At 36.6% G+C, this 15954-nt stretch carries 15 protein-coding genes; 3 read left to right on the top strand and 12 right to left on the bottom strand.

Going from position 1 to position 15954, the window contains the following annotated elements; translation table 11 throughout:
• Positions 1 to 13 precede the first annotated feature (13 nt).
• The 7 genes from mntR to ACIQVU_RS15515 form a co-directional block, all read right to left on the bottom strand.
• Positions 14 to 433, bottom strand: a complete 420-nt coding sequence (mntR, locus tag ACIQVU_RS15545) for a transcriptional regulator MntR (RefSeq protein WP_053996941.1) — start codon at positions 431 to 433, stop codon at positions 14 to 16.
• 122 nt (positions 434 to 555) lie between these two features.
• On the bottom strand, positions 556 to 852 hold the full coding sequence (locus tag ACIQVU_RS15540; RefSeq protein WP_402896264.1) for a late competence development ComFB family protein: 297 nt from the start codon (positions 850 to 852) through the stop codon (positions 556 to 558).
• 170 nt (positions 853 to 1022) lie between these two features.
• The gene (locus ACIQVU_RS15535; protein ID WP_340807939.1) at positions 1023 to 3146 is read right to left on the bottom strand and encodes a heavy metal translocating P-type ATPase; all 2124 of its coding nucleotides are present in this window, start codon (positions 3144 to 3146) and stop codon (positions 1023 to 1025) included.
• The gene (locus tag ACIQVU_RS15530) at positions 3127 to 3498 is read right to left on the bottom strand and encodes an ArsR/SmtB family transcription factor (protein WP_340807940.1); all 372 of its coding nucleotides are present in this window, start codon (positions 3496 to 3498) and stop codon (positions 3127 to 3129) included. The genes ACIQVU_RS15535 and ACIQVU_RS15530 overlap by 20 nt, the downstream gene beginning before the upstream one ends.
• A 179-nt stretch (positions 3499 to 3677) precedes the next feature.
• On the bottom strand, positions 3678 to 4454 hold the full coding sequence (locus ACIQVU_RS15525; protein ID WP_340807942.1) for an exodeoxyribonuclease III: 777 nt from the start codon (positions 4452 to 4454) through the stop codon (positions 3678 to 3680).
• Positions 4455 to 4507: 53 nt separating this feature from the next.
• Positions 4508 to 5422, bottom strand: a complete 915-nt coding sequence (murB, locus tag ACIQVU_RS15520; protein ID WP_340807944.1) for a UDP-N-acetylmuramate dehydrogenase — start codon at positions 5420 to 5422, stop codon at positions 4508 to 4510.
• A 180-nt stretch (positions 5423 to 5602) separates the two neighbouring features.
• Positions 5603 to 5908 (bottom strand): winged helix-turn-helix transcriptional regulator, encoded by a 306-nt coding sequence (locus ACIQVU_RS15515; RefSeq protein ID WP_340807946.1) that lies wholly within the window; start codon positions 5906 to 5908, stop codon positions 5603 to 5605.
• A 290-nt stretch (positions 5909 to 6198) separates the two neighbouring features.
• Between ACIQVU_RS15515 and ACIQVU_RS15510 the strand changes: the two genes are divergently transcribed.
• Positions 6199 to 6726 (top strand): YceI family protein, encoded by a 528-nt coding sequence (locus ACIQVU_RS15510; RefSeq protein ID WP_340807947.1) that lies wholly within the window; start codon positions 6199 to 6201, stop codon positions 6724 to 6726.
• Between the two features lie 211 nt (positions 6727 to 6937).
• Here ACIQVU_RS15510 and ACIQVU_RS15505 read toward each other — a convergent pair whose 3' ends face one another.
• From ACIQVU_RS15505 to ACIQVU_RS15495, 3 genes are all read right to left on the bottom strand, one after another.
• Positions 6938 to 9298, bottom strand: coding sequence for a bifunctional 2',3'-cyclic-nucleotide 2'-phosphodiesterase/3'-nucleotidase (locus tag ACIQVU_RS15505; protein ID WP_340807949.1), 2361 nt, complete (start codon positions 9296 to 9298; stop codon positions 6938 to 6940).
• A 304-nt stretch (positions 9299 to 9602) separates the two neighbouring features.
• Positions 9603 to 10229: an FMN-dependent NADH-azoreductase gene (locus ACIQVU_RS15500; protein WP_340807951.1), complete on the bottom strand. Its 627-nt coding sequence runs from the start codon at positions 10227 to 10229 to the stop codon at positions 9603 to 9605.
• A gap of 164 nt (positions 10230 to 10393) precedes the next feature.
• On the bottom strand, positions 10394 to 11101 hold the full coding sequence (locus tag ACIQVU_RS15495; protein WP_340807952.1) for a DsbA family oxidoreductase: 708 nt from the start codon (positions 11099 to 11101) through the stop codon (positions 10394 to 10396).
• 126 nt (positions 11102 to 11227) lie between these two features.
• Between ACIQVU_RS15495 and ACIQVU_RS15490 the strand changes: the two genes are divergently transcribed.
• Positions 11228 to 12607, top strand: coding sequence for an FAD-dependent oxidoreductase (locus ACIQVU_RS15490; RefSeq protein WP_402896239.1), 1380 nt, complete (start codon positions 11228 to 11230; stop codon positions 12605 to 12607).
• 34 nt (positions 12608 to 12641) lie between these two features.
• Here the strand turns inward: ACIQVU_RS15490 and ACIQVU_RS15485 are convergent, their stop codons facing one another.
• The gene (locus ACIQVU_RS15485; protein ID WP_340807956.1) at positions 12642 to 13568 is read right to left on the bottom strand and encodes a manganese-dependent inorganic pyrophosphatase; all 927 of its coding nucleotides are present in this window, start codon (positions 13566 to 13568) and stop codon (positions 12642 to 12644) included.
• Between the two features lie 394 nt (positions 13569 to 13962).
• Here ACIQVU_RS15485 and ACIQVU_RS15480 point away from each other — a divergent pair, with 394 nt between their 5' ends.
• Positions 13963 to 14769 carry a GNAT family N-acetyltransferase gene (locus tag ACIQVU_RS15480; RefSeq protein WP_402896237.1) on the top strand — a complete coding sequence of 269 codons (807 nt, stop codon included), beginning with the start codon at positions 13963 to 13965 and terminating at the stop codon, positions 14767 to 14769.
• A 211-nt stretch (positions 14770 to 14980) separates the two neighbouring features.
• Here ACIQVU_RS15480 and ACIQVU_RS15475 read toward each other — a convergent pair whose 3' ends face one another.
• Entirely contained in the window at positions 14981 to 15847 is an 867-nt protein-coding gene (locus ACIQVU_RS15475; protein ID WP_340807958.1) for a MurR/RpiR family transcriptional regulator, read from the bottom strand.
• Between the last annotated feature and the right edge of the window lie 107 nt (positions 15848 to 15954).

The raw sequence follows: 15954 nt of genomic DNA, 5'->3' as shown, positions 1-15954 counted from the left end.
CGTTAAAAAATTCTTAAAGATTGTGCTGTGTCTTAGATGCCTCTAATTTTTTCACGATGTCTGGATTTTCTTCCATTACTTGCACAAGATCTGCAATACGATCGATTGAATTCCAACTTAAATGATGTTCAATTCCTTCAACATCATCATAAATACGTTCTTCGTCTACACCAATCATTCGTAAAAACTGCTCGAGCAATTCATGACGCTGCACAAGACGTTTTCCAAGCTTTTCTCCTTTAGATGTCAATGTCAGCCCACGGTATTTTTCATAAACTAAATAACCATCTTTATCTAATTTTTGAACCATTTTTGTAACAGAAGAAGGAAGAACAGATAATGCTTCAGCAATGTCAGACACTCGCGCATAGCCTTTGTTGGCAATTAATAAATAGATTTGTTCAATATGGTCCTCCATACTAGGTGTTGGCATATCCTTTTCCCTCTCTTTCCTTTTCTTACTCTCTAGTTTACTACAAGCTTGGCTTAAAAGTTAACTGAAAATACATATGCTAGAAAAACACTTCTTGTACCACTAAAAAAGAGCCTCTTCCCTTAAGAAGTAGGCTCGATTTTGTGTCGAGGATGCTTATTTACCACATGTAATGCATGAATAATCTCTTTGTTGATACGTTCAATATTTTCAGGAGTATTCATTTCTTTAAATGCCTCATCTCTAGCTTCCATAGATGTAACATACTTACTTGGCAATGCATTTAATGTAAGTGCCACCGTGTCAAGTTCACAAGCTTTGCACTTACAAAATGTTTGATATTCCGGTCCTCGTAGTAGAAAGCTTACTAAACCACGCACAATTTCCTCTGTAACATTTACTAAAATAGGATCTGACATATTCAAACTTTCGCCTCATTTATATTTCATTGTTACATTACTCCTGAAACTATAATAGCGTGTCGAAAGCTCTTTTTCAAGAATCACTAGTAGCATCTATCCGTATAAAATTTATAGTGTCAAAGTAGGATGAAATTCCTGCATATTGTTACAAAATCACACTTTTCTTACTACATTTTTGCTTTAATTAGTCGTAATGAATTAAACACAACTAAGAGCGTAGCACCCATATCTGCAAAAATAGCTATCCATAAGGTTAACCATCCTGGAATTACAAGCAATAGGGCAATTAATTTTAATGCTAGGGCAAATATAATATTTTCTTTAATAATGCGTAATGTTTTTCTGCTTAAGCCAATTGTGTATGGTAGCTTTGTTAAATCATCACCCATTAAAGCAATATCTGCCGTTTCAAGAGCTGCATCTGTTCCTGCACCACCCATAGCAATACCAACATTTGCTGTAGCGAGTGCTGGTGCATCATTCACACCATCCCCAACCATTGCTACTGCACCAAACTGTGTACGTAAATCCTTTATTGCCATTAATTTTTCTTCGGGTAATAAACTAGCACGCATATCTGTTATCGCTAAAGACTTAGCAATCGCTTGTGCAGTTGGCTCTGCATCACCTGTTAGCATCACCATATGTTTTACTTTTAAGGCTTTTAATTTTTGTAATACGCTTTTACTCTCATCACGTACTTGGTCTGCAATGCCGATCAGTCCAATTAGCTCGCTTTGGCAAACAGCTGCCACTACAGTTTTTCCTTGCTTTTGTAGCTGCTGAACTTGCTTTTCGATATTTTTATCGATAGTTGTTAGTGTAGCAGCCCACTTTATACTTCCTACATAAACAATGTGATGATTAACAGTCGCATAGGCTCCCTTACCTGTTACTGATTGAAAATCACTCGACACAAGCTCTGGTAGGTTTTTATTATGCAATAAGGTTAAAATAGCTTTCGCTAAAGGATGCTGGGACTGCTTTTCCACTGCTGCCACTAGCTGTAATACATAGTCCTCTGACCAATTGTCCATTGTTAAAATATCTGTTACAGCAGGCTGACCTTTTGTTAATGTGCCTGTTTTATCAAAAGCTATTGCCTCGATATGCCCTAACTGCTCTAAATAAATACCGCCTTTAATCAACACACCTTGCCTTGCCGCATTACCAATCGCCGTTACAATAGCTACAGGTGTAGAAACAACAAGCGCACAAGGACATCCTACTACTAACACAGCTAAGCCTTGATAAATCCAATGTTGCCAATCCCCCACAAACAGAGGTGGAATAACAGCTACTAGCAAAGCGACAATCATAATAGCTGGTGTATAATATTTAGCAAAACGATCTACAAATTGCTGTGAAGGAGCCTTTTCTGCCTGTGCTTCTTCTACAAGATGGATAATTTTGGCAATCGTTGTATCCTCCACACGTTTTGTCACACGTACTTCAAGTGCACCTTCCTCATTTAATGTACCTGCAAATACTTCATCATTTACGGTTTTATTAACTGGAATTGATTCACCTGTAATCGCTGCTTGATTAACCGCTGAAATACCGCTAATAACAATACCATCCATCGCAATTTTTTGCCCTGGCTTAACAATTAAAATATCACCAATCTTAATATCCTCTGTTGGTAGCTCAAGCTCATGAAAATGCTCACCATGTGCTCTTTTAATAATAGCTGTTGGTGGAGCGATATCCATTAATCCACGAATAGATTGTCGTGCTTTATCCATTGAGTAGGCTTCAAGTGCCTCACTAACGGCAAATAAAAATACAACAACTGCCGCTTCTTCCCATTCCCCAATAATCGCAGCGCCAATAATCGCAATAGTCATCAATGTTTTCATATCAAATTCAAAACGGACTAAATTACGGAAGCCTACTTTAAAAATACCTATACCACCTACAAGAATAGCAATAATAAACATTCCTACTGGCAGTGGATATGCCTCTCCTTGTTGGGCAGCGAATATATACCCTAAAATAACAAATAATAAAGAAAGGCTTGCTAAAATATTTTCCTTTTTACGATAGAACGGTGTAGCTGGTTCTAATGTTCTGTTGGCTAATTGAGTAACTTTGATGCCATCGAAAGCTCCAGCTTCTTCAATTTCATCTACACTAATTGTACCAATAATGGTTATTTTAGAAGCTCCAAAGTTAACTTTTGCATCCTCTACCTTTGGAGAAGCTTTAACATTTTTTTCGAATTTTGCTGCACAGCTAGCACAGGATAAATTTTGTAGTCTGTATTCTTGTTTAATCGGCGTTACTGTCATTCACAATCCCCTCTTTCGCATGTTCATAGGCAATTGTTACAATTTGATATACATGCTCATCCGCCAAGGAGTAATACATTTGCTTTCCTTTACGGCGTGATTTCGCTAAATGATTGTCCTTTAAATAACGTAAATGATGTGAAGCTGTTGCAACTGATGAACCAATAACAGCAGCAATATCGCAGACACATAGCTCATCTTCTAATGTTAAAGCATAGGCAATTTTCAACCTTGTTGCATCTGATAATGCTTTTAAAAATTTAGCAACACCCGATAAATCTGGCATTTGTTGCTGTACTCTTGTAACTGCCGCTTCATTTATCTGCATTGTTTCACATATTTCCTTTGTCATCCGCTCACCTCATTCAAATACTCATTTGATTGTATTCAATGTAACATATTACCTTATCATATTCAAATGAATCTTTGAATGTTAGGGATAGATATCATATAACTTCATATTTAAAATATATAACGACAAAAAAGCCATCACTTCATCAATACATGAAATGATAGCCTTTAATAGTGCTTTTATAATTGATTGGATTGAGCGAGTTCTCCAAGCTGTAATTCAATCGGACAATGATCGCTGCCCATAATATGCGGATGGATTGTCGCTGCAGCAATTTGTGCCTTTAATCGCTCAGACACAATAAAATAATCAATACGCCAGCCAATATTACGCTCACGTACTTTATTCATATAAGACCACCATGTATAATGGTCTGTTTCATCAGGATGCTTATAGCGGAAGGAGTCCACAAAGCCATGTGCCAGCAGCTCAGACATTTTCGCACGCTCCTCGTATGTAAATCCTGAATTGCCGATATTTGACTTAGCATTTTTTAAATCAATTTCCGTATGCGCCACGTTTAAATCGCCACAGTAAATAACAGGCTTCTTGCTATCAAGCTCTCTTAAATACAGTGCCAAGCGGTCCTCCCACTCTAAACGCAGCGGTAATCTTGCTAAGTCACGCTGTGCATTAGGTGTATAAACATTTACTAAATAAAAATCGTTATACTCTAATGTAATAATTCTGCCCTCATCCTGAGAATCTTCATCTCCAACACCATAGCTAACAGATAATGGCGTATGCTTCGTAAATATAGCAGTTCCTGAATAGCCCTTTTTCTGTGCATAATTCCAATATTGCTGGTAGCCATCAAGTGCAAGCTCTACTTGCCCAGCCTGACATTTAATTTCCTGTACACAAAAAAAGTCCGCATCTATATGATGAAAAAACTCTAAAAAACCTTTACCTATACAGGCTCGTATCCCATTTACATTCCAAGATATGAATTTCACTTTCTTTCCACTCCTTAAAAAAACGCTCTTCGACAATCGCGAAGAGCGTTTTGCTATAGATCATCACCAACAATTTTCACTTCTGTTTCTAATTCAATTCCAAATTTCTCCTTCACAACACGTTGAACCATTTGGATTGTTGCAATATAGTCAGAAGCGGTTGCATTTCCTTTATTCACAATAAAGCCTGCATGCTTTGTAGAAACCTCTGCTCCACCTACACCCTTACCTTGCAGACCGCTATCTTGAATAAGCTTTCCTGCAAAATGGCCTGGTGGGCGTTTAAATACACTGCCTGCAGAAGGATATTCTAATGGTTGCTTGGACTCTCGCTGGAATGTTAAATCAGCAATCTTCGCATCGATTTCCTCCTGTATACCTGGTGCTAGCTGAAATTCAGAGGACAACACATAGTAGCCCTTTTTTGCGATTATACTTTGTCGATAGCCAAGTTCAAGCTCTTCTTTGGATAATATTAAAATTTCGCCTTCTTTTGTTAACACCTTAGATGAAACAATAATATCTTTAATTTCACCACCATAAGCGCCTGCATTCATAGCCATTGCTCCACCGATTGAGCCAGGTATACCACATGCAAACTCAAAGCCTGTTAAAGAAGCCTGTGCCGCAAGCTTTGATACCTCTTTAATCAGTGCACCACTTTGTGCATAAACGTGCACGCCATTAATACGAACTTCATTTAAGCGTGAGAATGTTACAACAATTCCTCGATGACCACCGTCACGCACAACCAAATTAGACCCATTACCTAGCATTAATAAAGGAATATTATTTATATAGGCATAACGAATAACGGATGCTGCTTCTTCCTCTGTTTCAGGAAGCACAAATACATCTGCTTTGCCGCCTAATTTTGTCATTGTATATTGTCGTAATGATTCATCTAGCTTAATATTGGCAGGATTAATACTCTTCGCTAAATCCTTAACCCATTGTTCTTTTGTCATAAGAGCTAATTCCTTTCTAACGTCCTTCTTACTCTACACTAGTATGGATTTAGAACCCGATTTTGACAAGTAAAATGAAGGGTATTTTTTATCCCTTATATCGCTCTATGTAGAAACGATATATACTATAAAGAAAACAGACAGTTCTACCAAATGCTATTCTAACACAATCGGTTTACATTAGAGCCAGTTAGTTGCCCATGTTTCAATATTTCGAATAGCTCCCTCTAATGCTTGCCCTTTATCTGTTAAGGAATATTCAACGCGTACAGGAACCTCTGTATAGACTTTTCGTTCAACTATCCCTTCCTTTTCAAGCTCTTTTAGTCGTTCTGATAAAAGGCGTCCGCTTATTGGTAGTGCAGATTCTATTTCATTAAAGCGCTGTGGACCATCCAGCAGCTGATATAATATTAATCCAGTCCAACGTTTTCCAATTAGATCCATTGCTTTTGCTAAACGAGGACATAAAGTTGTTTCATCCATTGTTTTCACCTCTATGTAACCTATTGTAGCGATTATTATAACAAATGTAAATTTACAGTAACTTATGTATATATCATCACTTATATACTTTTGTATATTTATTTACTAAAAGTAACTTAAATACAGATCAATCAATGACTATTAATGTCAGCTCTTTTCTAACATATGCACTATTTATCCTTATATATGCTTTTATTTCTAAGTCATCATGTTATTTTCTAAAATTTCATTGAATATATAATTTTTTTAATTTATTATTCGTTGTAGAATGCTGTTTAGGGGGTTTTCTAATGAAGAAATATGCGATTGATTATAGCCATTCCACTATTAGCTTCTCTGTACGTCATATGATGGTTTCACGAATACATGGTACGTTTGAATCGTATAGCGCAGAAATCGTGGCAACTGATATTGAACAAATGCAAGATGCCACTATCACTATTACAATCGCAGTGGCAAGCGTTTCCACCAAAAATCTTGACCGTGATGTTCATCTCGTATCGCCTGACTTTTTTGATGCAGATGTTTATCCAAAAATAGTATTTACCTCTACATACATCGAAAAACTAGATGAGCACAATTTTGCCATTCATGGAGATTTAACAATTAAAAGCGTAACAAGGCCAATTGTCTTTACAGCAACATATACAGGTAATGGCATTAGCCCATGGGCACAAGAAGTATATGGCTTCCAAGCAAAAACAAAAATTAATCGACGAGAATTTAATTTAGTGTACAACACACCTCTAGAAACAGGCGGGGTATTAATTAGCGAAGATATAGATGTGGTTGTAGACCTTGAGTTAAACCCGTTATAAGTTAAACAGTAAAAAAAACAAAATACTCTCCATCCATAAACTAAAATTTATTTATGGATGGAGAATATTTTACGATAATGGACATATTCATTAACCTATTATTTAACATAAACAACTGTTTATCATTGAAGGCTCATTTTATTAGACTTTTATTCAAAAGCCCCTCTTTTAAGAAAATTCATGAAAAGAGGGGCTTAGCATATTGCTTACATTATTTAATTAAATATTTAGCAAAGCCAGCTTCTGTGTCTTCTAAATATTCAATATTGCTATCTGTTGGAATTACTTTTTGTGCATCTTTCGCAGATAGATATACAACCTTTGTATTGGCTGGGAATGGTACAAATGACCAGTTATTATCCGCAGCAGGATTAATTGTTTTTGTTGCCATAATATAGTCAACAACAGCTTGGCGATTTTCGTAAGCATAGCTTGTTACATTTGAACCGTCAGCATTTTTAAATGTTGCGCCATAAGAGCCACCAACACGATAGTTGTTTGTAATAATGATAAATTCTTGGTTTACATCAATTGGTTTACCATTATATTGTACATTTTTAATACGGTTTGCATTTTCATTTATAAGATTGCCACCGCGATCATATTTTGCTGGTGATGTTACATCAATTTGATAAGTTAGACCATCTAACACATCAAAATTATAAGAGCGTGCTTCTGGATCAATAATATTTTGCTCTTCTGCTTTATTAGGATCAATTGTTGTAAAGATACCAGCAGCCATTTCTAACCATTCAACTGCTTGCGCACCTGTCACTTTAATTGTTGCAACAGTATTGTCGTAATGATAAATGTCTGCCATATTTTTAATAGCAAGTGGTCCCACAGGAATATTTGTATAGTCACGTGGGTTATTACGTGAGCCTGCTTTGAATGGTGCACCTGCTGAAAGAAGCGGCGTATTTTCATCGGCAGTACCTTTTAACTCTTGCTCAATAAACCATTTCTGTGCTTGTGTGACAATTTGAATAGAAGGATCGTCCTGTACCATTGAGAAGTAGCTATGGATTGGTGCAGTTGTTTCCCCAACAGGTTGACGAATATACGCTAAAGTTCCTTCATGTGCTTCTTTCACGGCATCTAATACGGTTTTAGATGGCTGAAGACCCTCTTGTTGAATTGACTGTAGGGAACCTTTTCCATCTACTACAACCCATTCTGAACCTTGTTGTTCTAATTTTAAATCAATAACACCAAGATGGCTGCCATAGCTACCTGCCATTACAGTAGGAACCCCATTAATTGTCCCTTTTTCTTGGTCTACATTTTTCAAGTCTTTATAATCACCTGGGAATGTTAAATGAGAATGTCCTGTAATTAAAGCATCAATACCTTCAATTTCAGCGATTTGGTAACCAACATTTTCAGCACCCGCCACATACGTATCTTCCCCAATGCCTGAATGTGAAAGAACAACAATAATGTCTGCTCCAGCCTCCTGCATTTCTGGTACTACTTCTTTAACTGCTTCAACAGGCTCCTGCATATCAACCTTTCCAGCTAAATGAATGGCATCCCATTCAGTAATTTTCGTTGGGACAATGCCTGTTACACCAACTTTAATTGTATGCTTATTTCCTGCATTATCTACTACTTCTCTATCAAGAATAATATACGGTGTAAACATAGGCTCTTTTGTTTTGGCATCGTACGTATTAGCATTTACTACTGGATATTCTGCATCATTTAATACTTCATCTAAAAAGTCTAAGCCATAATTGAATTCATGATTTCCTAAAGTACCAGCATCATATTTTAGCTTATTCAATGCTGCAATAGCTGGATGAATTTCGCCCGGTTTTAAAACACTTTCTAATGCTTTATAAGAGCCTAGTGGCGTTCCTTGAATTAAATCCCCATTATCAAATAGTAATGTATTTGGATTTTTAGTACGTGCTTGTTCAATTAATGTCGCTGTATTTGCTAAGCCTAATTCAGATGATTCTGCATCTAAATAGTAATTGTAGTTAGCTAAATTTGTATGAATATCTGTTGTTCCTAAAATTTGAAGGTCTACAGCTACTGCAGTTGAAGGCGCTTTATATTCTGCTACAAAGCGTTCAATAATGCTTGTCATTTGCTCTGCTGTCACATAGTCACGAGGACGAATTGTACGATCCTCAAAGGCTTGAAGAATATTTGCTGCAACAGCGTTCGCTAAATCTTGTTTATGCACTTTAGCAATTTGATCTGCATCTTTAAATTGATCTAATACTGAAAGAGGTGCATTTTCACTAACTAGTCCACGAGCAGAGATTACAAATGCCTGCTGACGTGTTAATTTGTCATTTGGACCAAATGTCGTTGCTGTTTTACCCTTAATTAGCTTTAATTGGACTGCTTTTTCTACATAAGGCGCTAAATTTTTAGAAACATCGGTAAAGGCAATAGAAGAACCGTCACCAAGCTCTACATCTAAGCTTTCTACTAATTCTTTTACATAATCTCCGCGTGTTACATTATCAGCTTGTGCATTGGCAGATAATCCAAATGGCAGAAATGCAAATAAAACTAGTAGCACCGCTAAGAATTTAGTTATTAATTTCTTATTCATGCAACAACCTCCTTATTCATCTAATGTTTTCCTACAAATCCTATTATATTAAACAACTTCTAGTTTTTGCTGAACAAATAGTCCTAATTATATGTATTTTTAAAAGAATGGCAATTTACATTTGCATAAAATAATAGATTATTATCATCCTCTTAACTTTCCATTCAGTATGATGTTAGTAAATGTAAATTCCACATAATGAACAAATATCAATATGTCTGATCTTTATACCTCACCATACCTCTGTTTATAACATAAAAAAAATCCTCTCTAAAGTGAGAGGACTTTTGTTAAAAAATATTTTTTATGCGTTAACAGTTTGTAGAGATTGCGCCACTTTTTTCACTTCTTCTAGTCCATTTGCAATAATTTCTTGGGCTTGATCAGGTGAAGCATTGTGACCTTCAATAATTACCTCTTCGATAATTTCCATACCGAAGATACCACCTACAACATTTTTAATGTAGTTTACTGACATTTCCATTGGTTGTGCTTCTGGTAATGAATAATAACCACCACGAGCATTTAGAATAATTGCCTTCTTGTCAGTCATTAAACTAACCAGTTGACCATTTTCATCATATTTGAATGTGAAGCCAGCTTGATATACATAGTCAATAAATGTTTGTAATGGTGCTGGAATTGTTAAGTTCCACAGTGGGAAAGCAAATACTACTAAGTCAGCTGCAGTTAAAGCATCCATTGCCTTTTGCTTAGCAGCTAATAGACGTGATTCAACATCTGTTAGCTCTCCACCATTTTGCACCTTACCAAATGCATTGAAAAGGTCTTGCCCAAAATAAGGCATATCTTCTGCAAATACATCAAAAGTTGTAACATTCACACCTTGCACATTTTCCATAAATGTATCATACATTTTTGTTGAAATACCGTCTGGACGGTTGTTAGCTTTTACTACTAAAACGTTCATTATATAAATTCTCCCTTAAATTTCATAATTCAATATCTCGAATTCAAGATATGCTTTTATCTTAAAAAATTTCACGCCAAATGTCAACGCTACCTACCTCAGACTTTTGACTGAAATATTATGTTAGGATTTTTTCGCTTATCTTTAAAAAGGGTTAAACCCTCTTAAAATTTACAGCTATCATCTGTGCAAACACCTGTATCCGTTGAGCCAGCCATCTTTAGCTTTGGTTGCAAGCCCTCTTCCTCGGCTACTTTACGTAAAGTGTCCTCAAATGCCTTCTGTGGCTGTGCACCTGAAATACCGTATTTGCGGTTTAACACAAAGAATGGCACCCCACGAACACCGAGCTGTAGACCTTCTTGAATATCCGCCTCTACTTCATCTTTAAACGTATCTGCTTCAAGAATCTTTGCTACTTCCTCACGCTGTAGACCCACCTGTTCAGCAATGGCTAGTAATACCTCGTCCTGTCCAATACGCTTTCCTTCGATAAAATGACCGTGTAAAAGTGCTTCCACAAGCGCTGTAACATCTCCCTGTTGTTCAGCCCATTTTACAAGTCGATGTGCTTTTAGTGTATTCTCTTCCATCAAATGGCTAAAATCGTAGTTTAAGCCTACCTCTTTGGCACGAGCTGTTACACCTTCTGTCATTTCCTGTGCTTTTTCTAAGGACATGCCATACTTTTTCGCCAATGATTCATAAACAGTAACATTTGAATCTACTGGTGTTGTTGGATCAAGCTGATAACTTTTATAAATAAGCTCCACCTGCCCACCATAGCCTGTATCCTGAATCGCCTTTTCTAGCTGTTTTTTACCAATATAACAAAATGGACATACATAGTCAGACCAAATCTCAATTTTCATTTATGACTCACTCCCTTTGCTACATTGTAGCGGCAGAGCAAATCCCAAGGCAATTTTTATGCTTCATTGCATAAATTTTCAAGCGAATCTACATACTGAGGTTAAAAAACAATGTGAGGGTTATCTATGACGCAATCTCTTTGGCTGGCAACGTCTGAATCTGTTTCGCTATCGTCACTAACTTCATCTATTACTTGTGATGTTTGTATTATTGGCGGGGGGTTAACAGGGCTATACACAGCTTATACTTTAGCAAAAGCAGGTGTTGATGTAGTCTTACTTGAAGCAAATACACATGTTGGCCACGGTACAACTGGTCATTCAACAGGAAAATTAACAGCACAGCATAGCCTTATTTATGCAAACCTTTTAGAACAGCTATCTGTAGACGAGGCAAGGCTTTATTATCAACTTAACCAACAAGCAATTGATAAGGTTAAACATTTGCTTCCACAAGAGCATGTACGACAAGTAGACTCATTGCTATACTGCCAAAAAAAGGAAGGCTATGCGCAATTATTAAAAGAGTGGAATGCTTATAAGGTATTAAATATTAAATCAGCCATTACCTCTGATACAGAGCTGCCTTTCCCTGTAACAAAAGCATTAAGCATGTCACAGCAGGCTCAAATCAACCCTGTAGAGGTTAGTAATTTCTTGGCAAAGGCTGCCCAATCACAAGGAGCAAGACTTTATACAAATACCCGTGTTCAGCAATTAAACATATCACAAAATAACTTACATACCGAAAAAAATATGTCGGTTCAATACAATAAGCTTATTTTGTGCTCGCATTATCCAATTGAAGCATTTAAAGGGCTGCAACTTTTTAAGCTATCAAATAGTCGCTCCTATATGGTGGCAAGTAAAATTTCTGAAACAATGCAGGGGCAATATTTATCCGTTGACTTTCCTGCTCGCTCCATCCGAACAGCTACCATTAACGATGAGCATTATTTAGTATTAGGAGGAGCCAATCATATTGCGGGAGAAACCGTTCATACAGAGCCATATTATGAAGCAATTGCCAGCGAAATAGCAGAACATTTTGAGCAACAGCCGCTTTATCGTTGGTCTGCTCAGGATATTGAAACACCTGATATTGTGCCATATGTGGGGAGAATTACAAATTCCTTGCCGAATGTGCTAATTGCTACTGGCTATCGAAAATGGGGCATTTCTAATTCCTTTGTGGCTGGTGATATTTTGTCCTCGTTAATCACTGGTGCAAGAAGTGAGGATGGTGCTATCGCTCTTTACTCACCATCACGCACAAAGTTTGGTGCTCAATTTATGCAGATGCTAAAGGTAGGAGGCTTTGTTGCGAAGGAATATATCGCTGGCTATATGAAGCATGCCACTGCCCCAACCTGTACGCATTTAGGCTGTAAAACAAAATGGAATAAGGCTGATGAAACATGGGATTGCCCATGTCATGGTTCACGCTTTAATGCAAAAGGTGAGGTACTTGAAGGTCCTGCTGTCCAACCGTTAAAGCTGGATTAAAAAAGAGGTTGCCGTATAGACAACCTCTCCCATGTTATTTTAATGCTTCTGTTAATACTGGTACAATCTGCTTTTTACGGGATACAACGCCTGGTAATACAACACGGTTTTGGATAAGCTCAGCACCAAAGCCTTTTGCTGCTGCTTCTGCTGCTTGCCCAATAGCAATTGCTGTAGAATCGTTGTTTAAAATATCTGTTACAACAAAGAAGAATAAATCTAAGCCATTGTCAGCGGCATTTTTATTTAATAGTGCCTCTAGCTCCTCTTGGCGATTAAGTACATCATTAATGTCCACTGCATTAACTTGTGCCACAACTGCTTTGTACTCTCCAAACTGGAACTCTTTTGCATCTAATGATAATAAATCTTCTAAAGCTTTATCTGATAGGTCAGCGCCTGCCTTTAGCATTGCTAAACCATATTCAGCAGCATCCACACCAGCAATTTCCGCCAACTCTTCACCAGCTTTTACATCCTGCTCTGTGCAAGTTGGTGATTTGAAAAGCAATGTATCTGAAACAATTGCAGATAACATTAAACCTGCAATATTCGCTGGGATTTCAATATTATGTTCTTTAAAAATTTTATTTAATATTGTAGCTGTACAGCCTACTGGTTCTGCACGGTAGTATAGCGGATCAGCTGTTTGGAAGTTAGCAATACGATGGTGATCGATTACCTCTGTAATTTGCACCTCTTCAATTCCATCAGCGGATTGTTGGAATTCATTATGGTCAACAAGTATAACCTTATCCGCTTCCCCTGCTACAGATGCAATAAAGCGAGGTGCTTCAAAGCCAAATTTATCTAGTGCAAATTGTGTTTCATTATTTACATCTCCAAGACGTACTGCCTCAGCTTCTTGACCTATTTGCTGTTTAAAATAGGCATAGACAATAGCAGATGTGATTGTGTCTGTATCTGGATTTTTATGCCCAAAAACTAAAACTTTGCTCATTGAATCAATTCCTCCTAAAGTGACACTTACATTTGTATTTTATTTTATCATATCTTAAGAACTAGCAAGTGAGAAAGTTAAACTTTATTTAAAATCACCATCTCCCACTACATACTTTATGTTGATTCATATACAAGTATAATTTCATACTCTCACATACCTTAGTTCTCTAATAAGATATATACATTATAACTTATTTGAATATTATTTTGTGCAGATGATTTCCCCTAATTTTACCATCCTATTTTTAACATTTAATAATAAAAATGCACCTTTTTTTAAGATAAATTAGCATATATAGATATTTAGTTGGGGTTTCGTATTTAAGTAAGCATAATTTTATGCTATCATCAGGTAGTCTATATTTTTAGATACACAGGAAATGGGGATTACGATGATAAAGAAGATGGAAAAAAAGTATATTCCTTTGGCAAATTATTTTGAAGTTGCTTCACAACAAGAAATCACTCTATCCTTTAATGAATTAGAAAACATCATGGGTCAATCATTACCCAATGCTGCCTACCTGAATAAGAGCTGGTGGAAAAAAACAAAGCCCCCTCTTTCACACTATTTGTCATGGACAAATGCAGGCTACTATGTCATTGAAGTGAAACTTGGTACTAGTGTAACGTTCTCACGTACACAAATGAAGTCTTCTGAAAATGATACTTCTAACAATGAAGAAAAACCATCTGCATACATAATTCGAGGGATTGAGGCATCTGATGCTAGATCGTTTATTCATTTACAAGAAGAAATTTTTCAGCAAACTGACTTCATGTATAATGCACCAAATGAATCAGATTTAACAGTGCAACAGCTACGTAAAAATTTAGCCTATTGGAAACAACTAAAAAACCGTACAATATTACTTTGTGTCTTAAATGGTATTTTTGCAGGCTATGCTGTAATACACGGCTATAAGCAATCAAAAGTAAAACATATAGCCTCTATTCGTTTAGCTGTTAAGCAAGAGTATCAGCAAAAAGGGATTGGCTCTGCATTAATGAAAGCAGTGGAGAATTGGGCGAAACAGCATGATATTTCGCGTCTAGAATTATCTGTGATGGAGCATAACAAAATAGCTTTACATCTCTTTAGTAAACTAGGCTTTCAGCAAGAAGGCATTCGCCAAAATGCTATAAAATTAAACGATTATACCTATGTTAATGAATATAGCTTAAGTAAAATGATATAATTCACTTTTCCTCGATAGATGTCTAAATTATATTTGGGCATCTTTTTTTATCTTGGTTCAGTGGAGAGGGCCTATAGCCTGTACCCGCCGCTGTCGCTTCGCTTTCAGTACACAAAAAATCCGAATGCATTAACGACAGGTACAATTAATTGATTGTATGAAAAAACGCACAGAGCCATGTTTATCACACTGCATCTATGCGCTGTCTGTTTTAAAAAACCTGCTTCTCTCTAGCAGCATCGAGGAATAATACATTGCTCTCTACTTGCTCATAAGATTGTTGATATTTTTCATATTGTGCCTTGTCCTGACTGACCATTTCCTCTATTAGAGCATGCAAAAATGATACTAAAACAGGGGCAATATCTAGTGAAGAATGATTTTTTGTACCAAGCGCAAATACTGCGCTAGCATATTCTCGAATAGGTGAAAATGCAGAAGCCGTAATAGCAATAATTTTTACCTTTTTCATCTTAGCAATTTCAACAATTGCTTGAATATCTTTTAGCTGTTTATCAAAAGTAAAGACAATTAAAGTTGTACGCTCACTCATGCTATTTAATTGTTGCAAAATATCCTCAGAGTTTGAACGTAGCTGCTTCACATGGGGACGTAACGTTTTTAATGTATAGGACAGCCAATCTGCAATAGAAACAGCTTGACGAGTGCCTAAAATATAAATATTGTCTGCCTCATGCATCCATGTTGAACTTTTTTGAATAAGCTTATCATTAATCAGTTGAATCGCTTCTTGAATGTTGTGACTATCATATTGCATCACTTTACCAAAGCTAGACTGACTTAACTTATTTGTAGTCTGTGTAGGCTGTAAATGTATGCCATCATTTTGTGACATAACATAGCCTCTCACTGCTTCCTGAAGCTCTACATAGCCCGATAAATCCATCGCATAGCAAAAACGAATAACGGTTGACTCACTGACATTAGCCATCCTTCCTACTTCTGCTGCACCATTAGCAATAACTGTTGTAGGATTATCCATTACAAATTGCGCTACTTTACGTTGCCCCTTTGACAACCTTACAAACCTTTTCTTTATATCTTCATGAATACTCATTTCTAACAACCTTTCTTTCAATGACCTTATCACGAATAGGAGATTGTTTCCTACTGCCTCAAAATTCGATTAGAAATACAGTATCATGATTACAATTTGAATACAAT

It is taken from the genome of Lysinibacillus sp. NPDC098008, assembly GCF_044760715.1.
Lineage (GTDB): Bacteria > Bacillota > Bacilli > Bacillales_A > Planococcaceae > Lysinibacillus.
The sequence above is the reverse complement of the archived record's forward strand: the minus strand, read 5'-3'. Positions and strand labels throughout refer to the sequence as shown.

Bases quoted from the DNA above. Each gene is read 5' to 3' on its own strand.
- ACIQVU_RS15540 (WP_402896264.1), bottom strand. From the start codon at position 852: ATGTCAGATCCTATTTTAGTAAATGTTACAGAGGAAATTGTGCGTGGT.
- ACIQVU_RS15530 (WP_340807940.1), bottom strand. From the start codon at position 3,498: ATGACAAAGGAAATATGTGAAACAATGCAGATAAATGAAGCGGCAGTT.
- ACIQVU_RS15510 (WP_340807947.1), top strand. From the start codon at position 6,199: ATGAAGAAATATGCGATTGATTATAGCCATTCCACTATTAGCTTCTCT.
- murB (WP_340807944.1), bottom strand. From the start codon at position 5,422: ATGACAAAAGAACAATGGGTTAAGGATTTAGCGAAGAGTATTAATCCT.
- ACIQVU_RS15500 (WP_340807951.1), bottom strand. From the start codon at position 10,229: ATGAACGTTTTAGTAGTAAAAGCTAACAACCGTCCAGACGGTATTTCA.
- mntR (WP_053996941.1), bottom strand. From the start codon at position 433: ATGCCAACACCTAGTATGGAGGACCATATTGAACAAATCTATTTATTA.
- ACIQVU_RS15480 (WP_402896237.1), top strand. From the start codon at position 13,963: ATGATAAAGAAGATGGAAAAAAAGTATATTCCTTTGGCAAATTATTTT.
- ACIQVU_RS15535 (WP_340807939.1), bottom strand. From the start codon at position 3,146: ATGACAGTAACGCCGATTAAACAAGAATACAGACTACAAAATTTATCC.
- ACIQVU_RS15485 (WP_340807956.1), bottom strand. From the start codon at position 13,568: ATGAGCAAAGTTTTAGTTTTTGGGCATAAAAATCCAGATACAGACACA.
- ACIQVU_RS15495 (WP_340807952.1), bottom strand. From the start codon at position 11,101: ATGAAAATTGAGATTTGGTCTGACTATGTATGTCCATTTTGTTATATT.
- ACIQVU_RS15515 (WP_340807946.1), bottom strand. From the start codon at position 5,908: ATGGATGAAACAACTTTATGTCCTCGTTTAGCAAAAGCAATGGATCTA.
- ACIQVU_RS15475 (WP_340807958.1), bottom strand. From the start codon at position 15,847: ATGAGTATTCATGAAGATATAAAGAAAAGGTTTGTAAGGTTGTCAAAG.
- ACIQVU_RS15505 (WP_340807949.1), bottom strand. From the start codon at position 9,298: ATGAATAAGAAATTAATAACTAAATTCTTAGCGGTGCTACTAGTTTTA.
- ACIQVU_RS15490 (WP_402896239.1), top strand. From the start codon at position 11,228: ATGACGCAATCTCTTTGGCTGGCAACGTCTGAATCTGTTTCGCTATCG.